The 17,202-nt window shown below is 67.3% G+C and carries 17 protein-coding genes; 7 read left to right on the plus strand and 10 right to left on the minus strand.

Going from position 1 to position 17,202, the window contains the following annotated elements; all coding sequences use genetic code 11:
* Window positions 1-65 precede the first annotated feature (65 nt).
* Window positions 66-1,505, plus strand: coding sequence for an FAD-binding oxidoreductase (locus CDO44_RS00820; protein ID WP_233145982.1), 1,440 nt, complete (start codon window positions 66-68; stop codon window positions 1,503-1,505).
* A gap of 121 nt (window positions 1,506-1,626) precedes the next feature.
* On the opposite strand, the gene CDO44_RS00825 is transcribed toward CDO44_RS00820, so the two are convergent.
* The 5 genes from CDO44_RS00825 to CDO44_RS00845 form a co-directional block, all read right to left on the minus strand.
* Entirely contained in the window at window positions 1,627-2,286 is a 660-nt protein-coding gene (locus CDO44_RS00825) for a thiol:disulfide interchange protein DsbA/DsbL (protein WP_087778233.1), read from the minus strand.
* Between the two features lie 91 nt (window positions 2,287-2,377).
* Complete coding sequence (locus CDO44_RS00830; RefSeq protein WP_087778234.1) at window positions 2,378-2,956, minus strand: SPOR domain-containing protein; 579 nt, start codon at window positions 2,954-2,956, stop codon at window positions 2,378-2,380.
* Between the two features lie 105 nt (window positions 2,957-3,061).
* Complete coding sequence (argS, locus tag CDO44_RS00835; RefSeq protein ID WP_087778235.1) at window positions 3,062-4,747, minus strand: arginine--tRNA ligase; 1,686 nt, start codon at window positions 4,745-4,747, stop codon at window positions 3,062-3,064.
* A 109-nt stretch (window positions 4,748-4,856) separates the two neighbouring features.
* Complete coding sequence (locus CDO44_RS00840; RefSeq protein WP_087778236.1) at window positions 4,857-5,612, minus strand: hypothetical protein; 756 nt, start codon at window positions 5,610-5,612, stop codon at window positions 4,857-4,859.
* Window positions 5,613-5,796: 184 nt separating this feature from the next.
* A complete protein-coding gene (locus CDO44_RS00845; RefSeq protein ID WP_144389444.1) occupies window positions 5,797-6,549 on the minus strand; it encodes a hypothetical protein in 753 nt (250 codons plus the stop codon).
* A 189-nt stretch (window positions 6,550-6,738) separates the two neighbouring features.
* On the opposite strand from CDO44_RS00845, the gene CDO44_RS00850 reads away from it, so the two are divergent.
* Complete coding sequence (locus CDO44_RS00850) at window positions 6,739-7,062, plus strand: DUF1840 domain-containing protein (protein WP_087778238.1); 324 nt, start codon at window positions 6,739-6,741, stop codon at window positions 7,060-7,062.
* 11 nt (window positions 7,063-7,073) lie between these two features.
* Window positions 7,074-7,658, plus strand: coding sequence for a DUF924 family protein (locus CDO44_RS00855; RefSeq protein ID WP_087778239.1), 585 nt, complete (start codon window positions 7,074-7,076; stop codon window positions 7,656-7,658).
* Between the two features lie 30 nt (window positions 7,659-7,688).
* On the opposite strand, the gene leuA is transcribed toward CDO44_RS00855, so the two are convergent.
* Window positions 7,689-9,389 (minus strand): 2-isopropylmalate synthase, encoded by a 1,701-nt coding sequence (gene leuA, locus CDO44_RS00860; RefSeq protein ID WP_087778240.1) that lies wholly within the window; start codon window positions 9,387-9,389, stop codon window positions 7,689-7,691.
* Window positions 9,390-9,474: 85 nt separating this feature from the next.
* Window positions 9,475-9,597 (minus strand): hypothetical protein, encoded by a 123-nt coding sequence (locus CDO44_RS28225; RefSeq protein ID WP_255407746.1) that lies wholly within the window; start codon window positions 9,595-9,597, stop codon window positions 9,475-9,477.
* Window positions 9,598-9,791: 194 nt separating this feature from the next.
* Between CDO44_RS28225 and prpE the strand changes: the two genes are divergently transcribed.
* The gene (gene prpE, locus CDO44_RS00865) at window positions 9,792-11,711 is read left to right on the plus strand and encodes a propionate--CoA ligase (RefSeq protein WP_087778416.1); all 1,920 of its coding nucleotides are present in this window, start codon (window positions 9,792-9,794) and stop codon (window positions 11,709-11,711) included.
* Between the two features lie 25 nt (window positions 11,712-11,736).
* Here the strand turns inward: prpE and CDO44_RS00870 are convergent, their stop codons facing one another.
* On the minus strand, window positions 11,737-12,435 hold the full coding sequence (locus tag CDO44_RS00870) for a glutathione S-transferase family protein (protein ID WP_087778241.1): 699 nt from the start codon (window positions 12,433-12,435) through the stop codon (window positions 11,737-11,739).
* A 118-nt stretch (window positions 12,436-12,553) separates the two neighbouring features.
* On the opposite strand from CDO44_RS00870, the gene CDO44_RS00875 reads away from it, so the two are divergent.
* Window positions 12,554-13,435 (plus strand): LysR family transcriptional regulator, encoded by an 882-nt coding sequence (locus tag CDO44_RS00875; protein ID WP_087778242.1) that lies wholly within the window; start codon window positions 12,554-12,556, stop codon window positions 13,433-13,435.
* 38 nt (window positions 13,436-13,473) lie between these two features.
* On the opposite strand, the gene CDO44_RS00880 is transcribed toward CDO44_RS00875, so the two are convergent.
* Window positions 13,474-14,376, minus strand: coding sequence for a LysR family transcriptional regulator (locus CDO44_RS00880; RefSeq protein ID WP_087778243.1), 903 nt, complete (start codon window positions 14,374-14,376; stop codon window positions 13,474-13,476).
* A 139-nt stretch (window positions 14,377-14,515) separates the two neighbouring features.
* Here CDO44_RS00880 and CDO44_RS00885 point away from each other — a divergent pair, with 139 nt between their 5' ends.
* Both CDO44_RS00885 and CDO44_RS00890 read left to right on the plus strand, forming a co-directional pair.
* On the plus strand, window positions 14,516-15,766 hold the full coding sequence (locus CDO44_RS00885; RefSeq protein WP_087778417.1) for an MFS transporter: 1,251 nt from the start codon (window positions 14,516-14,518) through the stop codon (window positions 15,764-15,766).
* Window positions 15,767-15,855: 89 nt separating this feature from the next.
* Entirely contained in the window at window positions 15,856-16,326 is a 471-nt protein-coding gene (locus CDO44_RS00890) for an Hsp20 family protein (protein WP_087778244.1), read from the plus strand.
* 154 nt (window positions 16,327-16,480) lie between these two features.
* Here the strand turns inward: CDO44_RS00890 and CDO44_RS00895 are convergent, their stop codons facing one another.
* On the minus strand, window positions 16,481-17,116 hold the full coding sequence (locus CDO44_RS00895; protein ID WP_087778245.1) for a flavodoxin family protein: 636 nt from the start codon (window positions 17,114-17,116) through the stop codon (window positions 16,481-16,483).
* Window positions 17,117-17,202 lie beyond the last annotated feature (86 nt).

Consider the following 17,202-nt stretch of genomic DNA (forward strand, 5'->3'; position numbering starts at 1 on the left):
AGATAGTATCTTGGCTTGGAATACTGTGCCGGTTCATCGGGGCGCGGCGCATCACAGAGACTGCGATGACTTCTTCTTCCATTTCCGATTTGCACGGCGCGCTCGCCGCCCTGGTGGGCGAGGCCAACGTCTACATCGACCCGGCCGACAAGGCCCGCTATGAGACGGGCGCCCGCTACGGCAACGGCAAGGCCGCGCTGGTCGTGCGTCCCGGCTCGACCGGCGAGGTCGCCGCCGTGGTCCGCCATTGCGTGGAGACGGGCACGCCGCTGATCGCGCAGGGCGCCAATACCGGCCTCGTGGCCGCGAGCACGCCGGACGAAAGCGGCAACCAGGTGGTGTTGAGCCTGGAGCGACTGCGCGGCGAGATCCTCGTGGACCGCGCCAACCGCACCGCCACCGTGGGCGCGGGCGTGACCTTGCAGGAACTGAACGACAAGCTGGCCGAACACGGCCTGTGCTTTCCGATCGACCTGGGCGCCAATCCATCGCTGGGCGGCATGATCGCCACCAATACCGGCGGCTCGCGCCTGATCCGCTATGGCGACGTGCGCCACAACCTGCTGGGCATCGAGGTCGTGCTGGCCGATCCGCCCGGCCAGGTGCTCGACCTGATGAGCGGCCTGCGCAAGAACAACACCGGCTACGACCTGAAGCAGCTGTTCGTGGGCGTGAGCGGCGCGGGCGGCGTGATCACCCGCGCCGTGGTGCAGGTCCATCCCTTGCCCCGCCAGACCGCCACCGCCCTGATCGTGCCGACGAGCCAGGAGGCGGTGCTGGAGCTGCTGATCGCGCTGGAGGGTGAATTCGGCGATTTCCTGACGGCCTATGAAGGCATGTCGAGCTCGACCGTGCAGTCGGTCATCGATCACGTGCCGGGGGTGGCCAATCCGTTCGCGCCGGAACCCATTCCCGACTACTGCCTGCTGGTGGAACTGGCCGCCACCTCGTCGCGGGAAGTGCTGGGCGTGGACCTGCAGTCGGCGTTGAATGACTTCCTGGAACGCCAATTCGACGTGCTGGTGGCCAATGCGGTGCTCGATGGCGGACCGGATCTCTGGAAAATCCGCCATTCGATCAGCGAATCCATTCGCCACCAGGGCAAGCTGATCGCGTTCGATATCGCGGTGCCGCGGTCGTCGATGGTGGAATTCCAGACGACGGCGCGACAATTGCTGGAGCGCGATTTTCCGTGGCTGCGGCTGTTCGATTTCGGCCATTGGGCCGACGGCGGAACGCACTTCAACATCGTCTGGCCGCACGATGCCACGCCGGCGTACGACGCGGATACGGTGGAACGACTGCGGATCGCGATCTACGACCTGGTCGTGCGCCGGTTCGGTGGCAGCTTCAGCGCCGAGCACGGGGTAGGGCCGTACAACGAGCGCTTCTATCACCGGTATGCGGCGGCCGAAGCGCAGGCCCTGGCGGGCCGGGTGCAAAAAGCCGTGGATCCGGCGGGAGCGCTAGGCCAGGTCGATTTCGGCTCTTCTGGCCGGACTTAGCGACCTGGGAACTGCCCCGGGATCGCCCCAGGGCGCCGCGGATCCGGCTTTGCCGGTCCGCCAGCGCCGCCCCTTGAGGGGTGCGGCGTAAGCCGCGCGGGGTGGGCTTACCTTGCGCGCGTCAGCGCGTAGGGGGGGTCCTTTCTTTCCCGATCAGGAAGTCGGCGACCTGCAAGGCGCCGACGTTGCTGCCCGTCAGCGACGGCGAGGTCAGGTAGCGGCCGTTGATGGCCAGAGTGGGAACGCCGTCGATCTTGTAGGCCTCGGCGAGCCGGGTGGCGCGCTGGACCTTGGATTGCACGCCGAACGAGTTGTAGGCGTCCATGAACTGCTTGCGGTCCAGGCCGGCCTTCTCGGCCCAGTCGAAGATGCGGTTGGCGGTGTTGAGAGGCTGGCGCTGCTCGTGGATGGCAGTGAACACGAGGCGGTGGAATTGTTCGACCTTGCCCAGGGCTTCGAGCGTGTAGTAGAGGCGCTGCTGCGGCTCCATGCCGGCATTGAAGCGGACGGGCACGCGACGCACCACGACGTCGGCCGGCAGCTTCTTGACCCAGGCCTCCAGGCTCGGCTCGAGCGCGTTGCAGTGCGGGCAGCTGTACCAGAAGAACTCGGTGACTTCGATCTTGCCCGGTGCGTCGGTGGCCTGGGGTTGCTGCAGGCGGATGTAGTCGGTGCCTTCGCGCGGCTGTTGCGCCTGGGCGATGCCGGGCAAGGCGGCGACGAGGCCGGCGGCGAGCGCCAGGCCGGTGAACATGCGGCGAAGGTGGAAGCGACCGATCATAGGATTCCTCTAGTAACGAGGCCCGGGGCCGCCTGGGCGCCGGGCACGGTGCAAACTCGGACCGCGGATAACTCGGCGAAGTTCCGCCGGCTCATTTCTTCACGACGGCGGCCTCGATGCCGTTTTCGGCCAGGCGCGCGCGCGTGCGGTTCATGTCGTCGAGCCGGGTGAACGGCCCCACGCGTACACGATGGACGGTGCCCGCCGCCACGTCGGCGGTCTCCAGGCGCGCCTCGAAGCCCATGAAAGCAAGCTTGGCCTTGAGCGCTTCGGCGTCTTCGATGACCCGGTAGGCGCCGACCTGCAGGAAATACGTCCCGCTACCGCCGGGGGCGGCCGGAGCGCCTGGCGCGGAAGCCGGCGGTTGCGCGTTCTTGTTCACGCCCTGGCTGGCGAGGAATTCGCCGAGCGGGTCGCGGGTAGCCTGCGGCACCGGCGCGGGGGCTGGCTGGGTGGCCGACGGCGCCGAACCGGAGGGGGGGCCGGCCGGACCGTCCTTGCCGTATAGGCTGCGATTGGGATCGGGCGCGTTGGCAGGGTCGGGCGGCTGGGCCGGCGCGGCGGGGCGCGTGCCGCGGCTGACGAAGGGCACCGGCGCCTTGGTGATGTAGAAGGCCACGAGCACGGCCACCAGCAGGCCGACGAGCAGTCCGGCCATCAGGCCGAACATCGTGCCGCCCCGTTGCGCCCCGGGTGCCGCGATAGGGCCATGCGGGGCGTTTACCTGTCTGCCTTCCCCGGAGGGAATCGTCTTCGCTGTGGGCACCATGAATCGTTACATCCGTTGCGGAGCGGAAACGCCCAGCAACGCCAGTCCGTTGGCCAGTACCTGGCGGGTTGCGGCGAGCAGCGCCAAGCGCGCCAGCTTCAATTCGGCATCGTCCACCAGCACGCGCTCGGCATTGTAGTAGGCGTGGAAATCGGCGGCGCAGTCCTTCAGCCAGAAAGCGACATGGTGGGGCGACAAATCGTTCGCGGCGAGTCCGACCATTGAAGGGAATTCGGCCAGCCGCTGCAGCAGCAGGAACTCGCGTTCGGCCGTGAGCAGCGAGGTATTGGCGCGAGCGAGCTCGGCCTCGTCGCCGCCCCATTGCGCCAGCACCGAGCAGATGCGCGCGTGCGCGTACTGGATGTAGTAGACCGGGTTCTCGTCGGTCTGCTTGAGCGCCAGGTCGACGTCGAACACGAATTCGGTATCGGCGCGCCGCTGTATCAGGAAGTAGCGCACGGCATCGCGCCCCACCCAGTCGATGAGGTCGCGCATGGTCACGTAGCTGCCCGCGCGCTTGGAGATCTTGACCTCTTCGCCGCCGCGCATGACCTTGACCATCTTGTGCAGCACGTAGTCGGGATAGCCCTTGGGGATGCCGACGTCCAGCGCCTGCAGGCCCGAGCGCACGCGCGCCACGGTGCCGTGGTGGTCCGAGCCCTGGATGTTGATGGCCTTGGTGTAGCCGCGCTCCCACTTGGTGACGTGATAGGCGACATCCGGCACGAAGTACGTGTAGCCGCCGTCGGACTTGCGCATCACGCGGTCCTTGTCGTCGCCTTCGCCCAGCTCGGTAGTGCGCAGCCACAGCGCGCCTTCCTGCTCGTAAGTGTGGCCGCTGGCGATGAGGCGCTGCACGGTCTGGTCGACCCGTCCCGAGGTATAGAGCGAGCTTTCGAGGTAGTAGTTGTCGAACTTCAGGTCGAAGGCCTGCAGGTCGAGATCCTGTTCCCGGCGCAGGTAGGCGACGGCGAACTTGCGGATGTCTTCGAGGTTCTCGGGGTCGCCCGCGGCGGTGACCGGCTCGGCGTCGGCCGCCTGCACCGTCTTCCCGGCGAGATAGTCGGCCGCGATGTCGGAGATGTATTCGCCGCGATAGCCGTCGGCAGGAAAATCGGGATGCTCGGGACCGTAGCCGCGCGCGCGCGCCTGCACACTGATAGCGAGGTTGTTGATCTGGTTGCCCGCGTCGTTGTAGTAGAACTCGCGCGTGACGTTCCAGCCGCTGGCGTCGAACAGACGGCAGATGGCATCGCCCAGCGCGGCCTGGCGGGCGTGGCCCACGTGCAGCGGCCCGGTGGGGTTGGCCGATACGAATTCGACCATCACCTTGCGGCCGTTGGACGGCGCGCGGCCGAACTCGGCGCCGCGCACGCGGATGGCGTCGATCACGGCCTGCTTGGCCGCGGGCGCGATGCGCAGGTTGATGAAACCCGGCCCGGCCACCTCGGCGCTCTGCAGGAGCTCGGCGGCGCCCGGCTGCGCCAGCAGGGCATCGACGATGGCCTGCGCCAGCTCGCGCGGATTGCGTTTCAAGGGCTTGGCGATCTGCATCGCCACGTTGGTGGCGGCATCGCCGTGGGACGCCACCTTGGGCCGCTCCAGCAGCAAAGTGGGCGTGGCCTCGGGGGCTACGGCCTTGACGGCGGCGCCCAGGAGGCCGAGAAGTTGTTCCTGTTGCTCGGGGAGCATGGCTGGGAATATTGCGGTAAATGAAAGGCCAAGAGCGGAATGTTAACAGCCGCCGGCCCTGGGGAGGGAAAAGCGCCGGTTGCCCCGACCCGGCGCTTTCCGTGGCGCCTCAACCGCCGCTGCTGCGCACTCCGGCCAGCGGGAACAGGAACGAGCCATTCTCCGAAACCGAGGCCCCCAGCATGGCTGCCGGTTGGCCGGCGCTCGCCGGCGTGATGAGCGCGATGCCCGAGGTGGATGTGCCGGCGTAGGGCGACGCGCAGTTGTTGGCGAACTTGACGGTGATACGGAAATAGTTCTTGCTGGCGTGCGGCGCCACCGAACCGGAGAAATCGCATCGCCCGCCGCTGGCGGCGACATGGCCGGTCAATGCCCCCGATTCGGAAATCGTCGTGGAATATGCCGCCCCGCCCGACTCGGCGCTCCAGTTGCCCTTCACGTCGTCCAGGCTGGCCTTCTGCTCATAGACGGCGTCATAAGTGGTCTTGAAGCTGAACGCCTGGCTGCCGGACACATTGCCCTGCAGCGTTTTCTTTTCTTCCACCGTGGCACTGAGCGAAATGGCGTTGCCCGCCCCCACCGACGAGAAGGCCTTGCCGCTGGCGGTATAGTTTTTCCCCTGGCTGGACCCGCTGCCCTGCAAGATGGAAAGACCGTTGCGGGAAGACAAATGGAATCCCCACAGCTTGCCGTCGTCGGTCACCATGAGAGCCAGCGGATCGCCCGCCCCGGTCTCGCCTTCCCAGAAGCCTTCCGCATTGGCATTGTCGACCGGCGGGCCGTCGTTGTTGCCCGAGTCTCCCCCACCGCAGGCGGCGACCAGGCTCAATGCGGCGATGGCCGCGGCGGTTTTCGTTGTCATCATTGCCATTCCCCTTTGTTGGAATTCATTGTTGCGAAACGGCATCCATCCGCCCGTTGCATGAAGCAGGACGGGATCAGGCAGGCCCGGCCTGCCGTTGCGGCGATGTCCCCCCGGACGCTGTTCTGTCGCAAAAGGTAACACAAAGTTCACGAAGAACCGCCCGGCGCCTTCCGCGCTTGCGGCCTCAGGTGAAACGGCGCATCCCCACCGCGATGAGCGCCCGCGACTTGTCCGCGGTCAGGAGCGCCCCGACCAGCAAGCCCTGGCCATTGACCAGTTCGTGGATGGCCACGCCCTGGATGGCCTGGTTGCGCAGCAGGCATTCCGGGCTGTCGGCGAACTTGATCGTGATGTTGAAGTAATGGCGGCCCGGCTGCGGCGCGACGCTGCCGGTCAACGCGCAGGTACCGCCCTGGAGGCCGGCTGCCGAACCCGTGACCGAGCCATCGGCGGCCACCGAGATGACAGACGATCCGCCCGAATTGTCGGCCAGCAGCCAGGGATCGCCCTTCAGGTCGTCCAGCTTGGCGGGCTGTTCGTACGAGCTGTCGTAGTCGGCCGCGAAACCGATTTCGCCGCCCGAGGCGATCTTGCCCTTCAAGCGCTTCTTCTCGGCGACCTCCGCCGTGAGCGAACCCTCGGCCACCTGGCCGTTGCTGCGGTAGTCCCTTCCCTTGGCGGTGAGCGTGGTGCCCCGGACCGAACTGGTGCCGTGGATGAGGCCGTAGTCCTGCGGCGCGCGATCGCTGCCCGCATCGGTATAGAAGCCCCAGACCTCGCCGTTTTCGGCCACCAGCATGGCGAGCAGCGTGTCGCTACCCGCGCTGCCGTTCCAGAAGCCGGCGGCACTGGCGTCGGGCGTGGAATCGGAGCCATCGCCGCCTCCGCAAGCGGCGAGCAGCGCCAGCGCGGCGCCGGCGATCATGGTACGTATCAAGTTTTCCCCCTGGTCATCATTGTGGTGGCGTGCGTCGGGTCGACACATTCCGTTACATGACTTTAACAAACGTATCGCATCATCGACAAATGAAGGGCGTTCCGGCCGAGGGGAGAAGTCCTCGCACGGAGCAAGCCGCCGCTTCCGCCATAATGTGGTGAACGTCATCGACACGGAGCGCGGAGAACCATGATCGTCACCTTCAGATCCAAGGCCGCCGGCGAAGTCATCATGCTTGGCGAACATGCCAAGCCGTTGCTGGAACTGGCCGGCAAGATGCCGGAAATCGCCGCCGGCACCCAGGGGGTCTTCACGCCCGAACAGTTGCCCGAGGCCATCCGCCGCATCGAGGCGGCGATAGGCGGCGAACGCGAGCCCCGCTTCGACGAAGACAATCCGGAGGAGAAAGAAAAGGCCGCCCGCTACGTGGGCTTGCGGCAGCGCGCTTTCCCGCTGCTGGACATGCTGCGCAAGGCCCAGGCCAAGAACGTCAACGTCACCTGGGAAAGCTGAGGAGGCGCCGCATGACGCGACACCCATGGCAAGACGTGCTGGACTTCTGGTTCCTGCCCGTTGACGATCCCGGTTACCTGAAGCCGCGCCACGTCTGGTTCCAGAAGAATCCGGAGTTCGATGCCGAGATACGCGCGCGCTTCCTGCCGCGGGTCGAACAGGCCGTGGGCGGCGGCCTGCGGGAGTGGAAACGCGAACTGGGCGGCGCCTTGGCGCGCATCGTGCTGCTGGACCAGTTCACCCGCAATATCTGGCGTGACACGCCGCGGGCCTTTGCGGGCGATCCCGAGGCGCTGGGCGATGCCCTGGAGCTGATCGACAGCGGCCGCTACCTGCGGCTGCCGCCGGTGCAGCGCGAGTTCGTCTATCTTCCGCTGATGCACAGCGAGAGTGCCGGCATTCAGGAACGGTGCGTGGCGTTGTACACCACGCTGGCGCAAGAGCATCCGGCATCCCAGGGTTCGCTGGACTATGCCATCCGCCATCGCGACATCGTTGCGCGGTTCGGGCGGTTTCCTCACCGCAACGCCATTCTCGGCCGAGCCAGCACGGCTCAGGAGCTGGAGTTCCTGAAACAGCCCGGATCCGGATTCTAGGAAAGCCCGCCACCAGGGGCGGGCTCGGCCTCAAACGCTGACTTCGGCCAGCTTGGTGCCCGCCGTGGCGGCGGGCTGGCCGCTGTCGCGGATGTGGCGGTTGACGGCACTCAGCACGGCCTTGAAGGAGGCCGTGACGATGTCGCTGTCCACGCCCACGCCGAAGCCGGTGGGCGCGTCGCCCACGCGCACTTCCACGTAGCAGGCGGCCGAAGCGTCGGCGCCCACCCCGATGGAGTGCTCGTGGTAATCCATCATCCGCATCGGCAACTCCAGCGCCTGCACGAAGGCGTCGATCGGACCGTTGCCGGTGCCGACCAGCGTACGTGCCTGACCGTCGACCAGCACATCGACCTCGACCCGCACGCCCTGGTCGATGCTGGCCATGCGATGCCGGACGAAGCGATAGGGCTCATGCTGTTCGAGGTACTCGCGGCTGAAGATCGAGTAGACGTCGGACGCCGTCACTTCGCGGCCGGTTTCGTCGGTCACGCGCTGGATGGCGCGGCTGAACTCGATCTGGAGGCGGCGCGGCAGGTCGAGCCCGTACTCCTGCTGCAACAGGTAGGAGACCCCGCCCTTGCCCGACTGGCTGTTGACGCGGATGACGGCGTCGTAGCTGCGGCCTACGTCGGCCGGGTCGATGGGCAGGTAGGGCACGTCCCAGATGGTATCCGGCTGGCGCTGCGCGAAGCCCTTCTTGATCGCGTCCTGGTGCGAACCGGAGAAGGCGGTGAAGACGAGGTCGCCCACATACGGATGGCGCGGGTGCACCGGCAATTGCGTGCAGTATTCGACGCAGCGGCGCACCTCGTCGATGTCGGAGAAATCCAGCCCGGGCGAGACGCCCTGGCTGTACAGGTTCAGCGCGAGCGTGACGAGGTCCACGTTGCCGGTGCGCTCGCCATGGCCGAACAGGCAGCCCTCGATGCGCTCGGCGCCGGCCAGCACGGCCAACTCGGCGGCCGCCACGGCGGTGCCGCGGTCATTGTGCGGGTGGACGCTGAGGATGATGCTGTCGCGGTTGGCCAGGTTGCGGTGCATCCATTCGATCTGGTCGGCATAGACGTTGGGCATCGCGCATTCGACCGTGGCCGGGAGGTTCAGGATGATCTTGCGGTTGGGCGTCGCGCCCCAGGCCTCGACCACCGCGTCGCAGACTTCCTTCGCGAAATCGAGCTCCGACGAACTGAACACCTCGGGCGAGTACTGGTAGACCCATTCGGTGTCGGGACGCGCGTCGGTCAACTCCTTGATGAGGCGAGTGCCGTCGAGCGCGATCTGCTTGACCTCTTCGCGCGACATGCCGAACACGATGCGGCGGAAGGCCGGTGCGATGGCGTTGTACATGTGCACGATCACGCGGCGTCCGCCCTCGACCGACTCGATCGTGCGGCGGATGAGGTCTTCGCGCGACTGCGTCAACACTTCGATGGTGACGTCCTCGGGCACCCGGTTCTGGTCGATCAGCCCGCGGATGAAGTCGAAGTCCGTCTGCGAGGCGGCGGGGAAGCCGACCTCAATTTCCTTGAAGCCGATCTCGACGAGCTTCTCGAACAGGCGGGTCTTGCGCTCGCCGTTCATGGGCTCGATCAGCGCCTGGTTGCCGTCGCGCAGGTCGGTGCTCATCCAGATCGGCGGCTTGGTCATGCGGCGATTGGGCCAGGTACGCTCGGAAAAATCGTACGCGGGGAAGGGGCGGTATTTCGCCTCGGGATTCTTCAACATCATGGAATGCTCCTGCTACTGCTGACTCGGAAATGACGGATGGACCGTGTGAGTGGCCGAGTGAGGCTGCCGAACTGCCACGAGGACGCTAGGCCCGGCAACCGATCGGTAGTAGTAGCGAGGAGGCGATGATGGCGACGATCGCGCGCACGTCGGCACCCAGCGCGGCTTGGCGCTGAATGGCGATGGTGCGGATGGCGGTAGGGGCCATGGTTGCGATCGTGCGGTCTGAAGGGACGCGGAATGTGCGTGAAGCGTTAGTCAACCATAAATCGGGTCGGCTGGCAAGTCGCCTTGGGAACAGCCTTTTCTTGGCAGGCTTCGATCCGCACACCGCCCGAGAGGGCGAACCACCGCGTTTCAGGGGTAAACCCGGGATACCGCGGCGCTTGCCGCCGGTTCACCATCCTTCAAAAAGAGAAGGAGACAGCCGTGGCAAGCTACCAGGCCTTCTATGCGCGTTCGGTCGACGAGCCGGAGCAGTTCTGGAACGAACAGGCGCAGCTCGTCGCCTGGCACACGCCGTCCTTCGAGACGCTGGATCTCTCCAACCCGCCCTTCTCGCGCTGGTTCGTCGGCGGGCTGACCAATCTGTGCCATAACGCGGTGGACCGACACCTGGCCCAACGGGGCGACCAGCCGGCGCTGGTCCATGTCTCCACGGAAACCGGCAGCGAATCGACCTACACCTATGCGCAGTTGCACGACGAGGTCAACCGCATGGCCGCCGTCATGCAGTCCCTGGGCGTGCGGCGCGGCGATCGCGTGCTGATCTACATGCCCATGATTCCCGAGGCGGCCTTCGCCATGCTCGCCTGCGTGCGCATCGGCGCGATCCACTCCGTGGTGTTCGGCGGCTTTGCCTCGGCCAGCCTGGCCACGCGCATCGACGATGCCCGGCCGGCGCTGGTGGTGTCGGCCGACGCCGGTTCGCGGGCCGGCAAGGTGATCCCGTACAAGCCGCTGCTGGACGAGGCGCTGCGCCTGGCTTCCCATGCCCCCGCCAACGTGCTGCTGGTGGACCGGGGCCTGGCGCCCATGCCGCTGCAGGAAGGAAGGGACCATGCCTATGCCCCGCTGCGCGAGCGCCATGCCCATGCGCGCATTCCCTGCGTGTGGCTGGAATCGAACGAGCCGTCGTACATCCTCTACACCTCCGGCACCACCGGCAAGCCCAAGGGCGTGCAGCGCGACACCGGCGGCTACGCAGTCGCGCTGGCGGCGTCGATGCGCCACATCTTCTGCGCCCGGCCGGGTGACGTGATGTTCACCACCTCCGACGTCGGCTGGGTGGTGGGCCACAGCTACATCGTCTACGGGCCGCTGATCGCCGGCATGACCACGCTCATGTACGAAGGCACGCCGGTGCGGCCCGACGGCGCCATCTGGTGGAAGCTGGTGGAGCAGTACCGCGTCACCCACATGTTCAGCGCGCCCACGGCGATACGCGTCTTGAAGAAGCAGGATCCCGAGACCTTGAGCCGGCATGACCTTTCCACGCTGCGCACACTGTTCCTGGCCGGCGAGCCGCTGGACGAGCCGACCGCCCGCTGGATACACGACGCCATCGGCAAGCCGGTCATCGACAACTACTGGCAGACCGAGACCGGCTGGCCCATGCTGGCGCTGCCGCGCGGCGTGGAAGGGCTGCCCACCAAGTTCGGCTCGCCCGGACTGCCGGTCTACGGCTACAAGCTGAAGATCGTCGACGAATCGACCGGCGAGCCATGCGCCCCGGGCCGCAAGGGCGTGGTGGCCTTGGAAGCGCCGCTGCCGCCCGGCTGCATGAGCACGGTGTGGGGCGACGACGAACGCTACGTCTCGACCTACTGGTCGGGATTTCCCGGCAAGCTGCTGTACTCGAGCTTCGACTGGGGCATCCAGGACGAAGACGGCTACGTGACCATCCTCGGCCGCACCGACGACGTCATCAACGTCGCCGGCCACCGGTTGGGCACGCGGGAAATCGAAGAAGCCGTTTCCAGCCACCCGGACATCGCCGAGGTCGCCGTAGTGGGCGTGCAAGACGCGCTCAAGGGCCAGGTGGCGATGGCCTTCGCCATCGCTCGCAATGCCGAACGCGCCGCCAGCGCCGAAGGGCGCATGCAGCTGGAAGGCGAAGTCATGCAGACGGTCGAGCGCAGGCTGGGGGCCGTGGCCCGGCCCGCGCGGGTGTTCTTCGTCGGCGCCCTGCCCAAGACGCGATCGGGCAAATTGCTGCGCCGGGCCATCCAGGCGATGGCCGAAGGACGGGACCCGGGCGACCTGACGACCATCGAGGATGCCGGCGCGCTGCAGCAGTTGAAGGAGGCGATGGCCGCTTAGGCGCCCTGGCTGAGTCGCGAGAAGACTACCCCAGCAGCGCCAGCGCCTCGCCCAGCCCGATCTCGCCCTTGAAGCCACCCGCGCTCGAGGCCGGCTCGCCGGCCTCCACCGCGTGCGCGAACCGCACCGCGGGATCCGCCTCGAGTTTCTCGTACAGCCGCTGCAGTCCGGGATAGTCGCGCCGGTCGACCACGGCGTGATAGTCGGTCCAGCGGGCAATGCCGATGAAATAGGCATCGGCCAGCGTGCGGTGTTCGCCCAGCAGCCAATCCTGCCCGCCCAGCTGCGCTTCCAGCTCGGCATGCGCGCGGCGCACTTTCTCCCGGCCGTAATCCACCAGCGCTGCCTTGCCCGGACCATCGTCCCCGTGCTCCAAGGCGTGCCAGAGCGGGCTGAAGGCGTTGAAAAAGCTGGTGTTGAGATAGGCCAGCATCTGATTGAGACGGTCGAAGTCCCGGCTGCCCTGGCGGAAGGCGAGCCGGTGTGCGACGCCATGCGGCGCGAGGTGGTTCAGGATGGCCAGGCTCTCGCTGATGAGATCCCCTTCGGCGGTCATGAGGGCGGGCGTCTCTCCGACCGGGTTGATGCGCCGATACGCCTCCGTAAGCGTGACTTCGGGCATCTCGATGCGGCAAAGGCGGTACGGCACGCCCAGCCATTCGAGCGCGACGATGGAGCCGAACGAGCAGCCCGAAGGCACGCCGTAGAAAAGAATGGGTTCCATGAATGTTCTCCTGTTCGATGATCGATGCCGCCAGGGCTCAGAGGGAACTGTAGATTCATGGACTTTGGATGAGTAGTCGGCAAAAATCGAACTTATCGTCTACACATATGGACTTTGCATGCTCAATCTCAATGACGTGCGGCTCTTCGTGGCGGCGGTGGAGCACGGAGGGTTCGCGGCCGCCGCCAGGGCGCTTCGCGCGCCGAAGTCGACGCTGAGCAAGCGCGTGGCCGAATTGGAAGCCGCCTTGGGTGCGCGCCTGGTCCACCGCACTTCGCGCAGCTTCACCCTGACCGATGCGGGGCGCGCGTTCCACGAGCACGCCCGCGCGGCGCTGATCGAGGCCGAGGCGGCCGAGGACGCGGTGCGCAAGCGCGCGGCCGAGCCGTCCGGCACGGTGCGGATGACTGCCTCGATACCGGCGTCGCAGCTTTTCCTGGCCCGTGTATTGCCCGATTTCGCGCGGGCATTTCCGAAGGTGCACGTGGTCGTGGACGTGTCGGACCGCTTCGTCGACGTCGTGCAGGAAGGCTTCGACATCGCGCTGCGCAGCCATTTCTCGCCGCTCCCCGATTCGGGCCTGGTGCAGCGCCCGCTGCGCGCGGAAGACATCCTCCTGGTCGCCGCGCCGGCCTACCTGAAAAAACACAGGGTGCCGCGCACGCCTGAGGACCTGCGAAACCACCATGGCTTGCTTGCCGATCCATCGGTGCAGACATGGCGCCTGAACGGTCCGCAGCACCGGTCGGTCGAGGTCGCGCCAGTGCCTCGCATGGCGGCGAACGAATCGATGGTGCTGCTGCACGCGGCGGTGGCGGGCCTCGGCGTGGTCTGCCTGCCCGCGGGGATGTGCGCCGAGGCCCTGGCGTCCGGCAGCCTCAAGCGAGTCTTGCCGGACTGGACCGCCGGCAAGGTGATGGAAACGCTCGTCATGCCGCATCGGCGCGGCCAACTGCCCGCGGTGCGCGCGCTGGTCGAGTTCCTGGTCGAACGCGCCTGACCCATCACGAGCGGCCGCGCCCGCTCCTGGCCGCAGCCTCAGCCGCGCACGAGCCCGGCCAGCGCCCGGCAGAAGGCCCGGGCGGCGGGGCCCGGCGGCGCGTCCATGCGATGGGCCAGATAGGCTTCGGAGGCCGCCTGGCTGTCCCGGCCCAGCGAAGGCGTATCGAGCCGGGCCAGCCGGCCCTCCGCCAGATCGCGTTCCACCTGCCATGCCGGCAGGCGGCCCCACCCCACGCCCGCGAGAATGAGCTGGTGCTTGGTGTCCTGCGTACTGACGCGGCAAGTCTGCGGGGACAGCACGCCGAAATCCCGCCCCACCGTCATGGTGCTCGGATCGGAAAGGACGATTTGCAGATGACCGGCCAGCTCCGCCGCGCCGAGCGGCCGGCCGGCTCCGGCCAGGGGATGGGCCGGGCTGGCCACCGCGACGACGTCGACCGTGCACAGCGCTTCCATGGCGATCTGCGGACTGCGGAAATGCTCGCCCACGGTAATGCCGAGGCCGTGGCGCCGTTCCAGCAAGCCCGCCAGCGGCCCGCCGAGCGGTTCGACGGCCAGCCGGATGGCGACCGTCGGATAGCCGGCCCGCATGGCATTCAAGGCCTCCGCCACGGCGGCGATCGGGAACAGCGTGTCGACCACCAGCGACAGTTCCAGCTCCACGCCTTCGCCCATGCCCTGCGCACGCGCCCGCATGGCGTCCACGCGCAGCAGTATGTCGCGCGCATCGGCCAGCAGAGCCCGGCCCTCATCCGTCAGCACAGGCCGATGGCCTCCCCGGTCGAACAGCGCGACGCCGAGTTCCGCTTCCATTCTCGCAATGGCGTGACTGACGGCCGATTGCGCGCGCAGCAGCCGGCCTGCGCCCGCGCGGAAACTGCCGGCGTCCGCCACGGCGACGAACACGCGCATCTGGTCGAAAGTAAGGCCATCGATCATGATCGATTAATTGGATAAAAGACATCTAAATAATGTCACTTTTGCGGGATGCCGGCCAACCCTATTCTGCAAGCGAAGGCACGACGGCGTACGAGACGCGGCAGCCCGCCGCCCGCGCCGGCAAGACAGGGACTTGGCCATGCTCGCAATCCGTTCCGTTGAATCCACCAGAGAGAGGCGCCGCTGGACGCCGGTCTGGATCGTCGTCGGCAGCGGCGTGGTCCTCGCGCTGCAAGTCGGCAAGGCATCGATCGCCGGACCGCTGCTGCGCGGCGACCTGGGACTGGACCTGGCCGCCATTGGATGGCTGACCGCAGTCATTGCCGTACTCGGCATGCTGGGTGGAATGCCGGCCGGCTCCCTGGTGGCCGCCTGGGGCGACCGGCGCGTCTTTCTCGCGGGCATCGGCGCAAGCGCGGTGGGCGCCGCCCTGGGCGCGCTGGCGCCAGGCTATGGCTGGCTGCTTGCGGCGCGCCTGGCCGAAGGGCTCGGTTTCCTCCTGGTCGTCGTGGCCGGGCCGGCGCTGTTGCAGCGCGTGGCCGTGCCGGGGCAGCGCAACCTGTCGTTTGCGCTCTGGAGCTGCTTCATGCCCACCGGCATGGCGCTGGCCATGCTGGCCGGCCCGCTGTTCTCCTCCTGGCGGGCGATGTGGTGGGCAAGCGCGGCGCTGTCGGCGATCGCCCTGGCGGCGGCCGTGTCGCTGCCGGCTTCCGCGCGCGGCACATGGACAGGATGGCGCAACACCGGCCGCGACAGCCTGGCGACGCTGCGCGGGCGCGGACCGCTGTTGCTCGCGGCCGGTTTCGGGCTGTATAGCCTGCAGTTCTTCGCCCTGTTCAGCTTCCTGCCCATCCTGCTGACCGAACGGATGAGCATGCCGTTGCAGACCGCCGGGCTGTTCGCCGCGGCCGCCACGGCGGCCAACATCGCGGGCAACCTGTGCGCCGGCTTCCTGATCGAGCGTGGCGTGGCGCGCTGGACGCTGGTGGCCGGCGCAAGCGTCGTCATGGGGCTGGCCGGCTGCGGCATTTTCCTGCCGCTGCTGCCCGATACGGGCGCGTTCCTGCTTTGCGTCCTGTTTTCGGCGGCCGGCGGCCTGGTGCCGGCCACATTGCTGGCGACCGCCCCCATGGCGGCGCCGCAGGCGCATCTCGTGCCGCTTGTCATCGGGTTGATGATGCAGGGCAACAACGTGGGCCAGGTCGCCGGACCGGCGGCGGTCGGCGGCGCCATCCAGGCCTTCGGCTGGCCCGCGGCCGCGGTCATCGTCGCGGTGGCCGGCTTGCTGGCGGTCGGCGTGGCGCTGGGACTGCGCCGACTGGGACGGCCCGGTCCCGATGCCGCGCAGCGGGGAAACGACAGCGGAAAAACCGCCGTCCGGGGGTCTTGAAAAGCGGCGGACCGTCCAGAAATTGGGCTTAGGGGATGCCGTAGTCGGGTCCCCGGTGAAACTTGCTGACTAATCAGGAGATTCGAGCCATGAACGCTGCTTTTTCTCTGGCACCCTTGTTCCGCCATTCCGTCGGTTTCGACCGCTTCAACGACTTGTTCGAATTCGCGCTGCGTAACGACACGGGCAGCACCTATCCGCCCTACAACGTCGAGAAGCGTGGCGACGACGACTACCGCATCGTGATCGCGGCGGCCGGCCTGCGCGATGAGGACCTGGACGTCCAGGTCGAGCGCGGCGTGCTGACCGTGACCGGTGGCCGGCGCGAGAAGGACGAAGACAAGGTCACCTACCTGTATCAGGGCATCGCGCAACGCGCCTTCAAGCTGTCGTTCCGCCTTGCCGACCACATCGAAGTGCGCGGCGCCCATCTCGAGAACGGCCTGCTGCACATCGACCTGGTAAGGCAAGTGCCTGAAGAAGCCAAGCCCAAGCGCATCGCGATCGGCAGCGCCGCCCCGGCGCAACGCCAGCAACCCGCGCTGGCCAACGCGGCCTGAGCGAAGCCGCAGCACCGGGCCGCGGACTCTCCCCGGCGCCGGCGGAGAACCGCCCGCGGACCGGCGAGCCGCGGCACCGCATCCAGCCCCATGGCCGGCCCGCCCGGCCATGGGGCTGTTTTACTTGTTGCAGCGGCGGTGACCCGGCGTCGCGCTACGCCGCCGGCGCCCATACCTCGTGGCTGCGCGGCGTATCGATGCGATAGTCGCTATAGGGCCATTGCAGCAGGCGGGCACCCAGCCGCCGGGCCGCCGTCAGCGGATCGCGAGGATCGTGCGCGACCTCGCCCCGGCGGTTGCCCGCTCCATGCACGTAGCCGACGAAGGCCGAGTGGGTGTAGCGCGCGAATTCCTGCATTTGCTGCACGATGCCGAGTCCCGCGCCGGGATAGGTTTCCTCCGACGCCAGCGTCAATGCAAGCCGCTTGCCTTGCATCCTCGTCAGCACGTCGGCGTGGCCGGGGTAGGAGTTCGAGTAATAGGTGAACGAGCGGTCGAAGAAGGCCTTGGTCTGCGCCGACATGCCGTACCAATAGATGGGCGTGCAGAACACGACGCCGGCGGCGGGCAGGAATTCCTCGAGGAAAAGCTCGGCGTACCGGTCCGTGGCCGGATCCGAATAATGGGTGCGGTCTCCCAGGAATCCGCCGAGGTAGTCGTCCAGGAAACGCACGCGGGTCTCGGCGCCCGCTTCACGCGCGCCGTCTTCGACGGCCCGGGCCAGCAGGGCGCTGTTGCCGTCCCGGCGCGGGCTGCCGACGAGAATCAGTATCGAAGAAGGTGAATCCATATCATCCGTTACGTTTAGGTGGGTTGCTGTCCAGCCCGGGCAGATATGAATTTACGCGCTTGGATCGGCATTGGCGAATGAGCATC

Source organism: Pigmentiphaga sp. NML080357 (assembly GCF_002188465.1).
Classification (GTDB): domain Bacteria; phylum Pseudomonadota; class Gammaproteobacteria; order Burkholderiales; family Burkholderiaceae_B; genus Pigmentiphaga.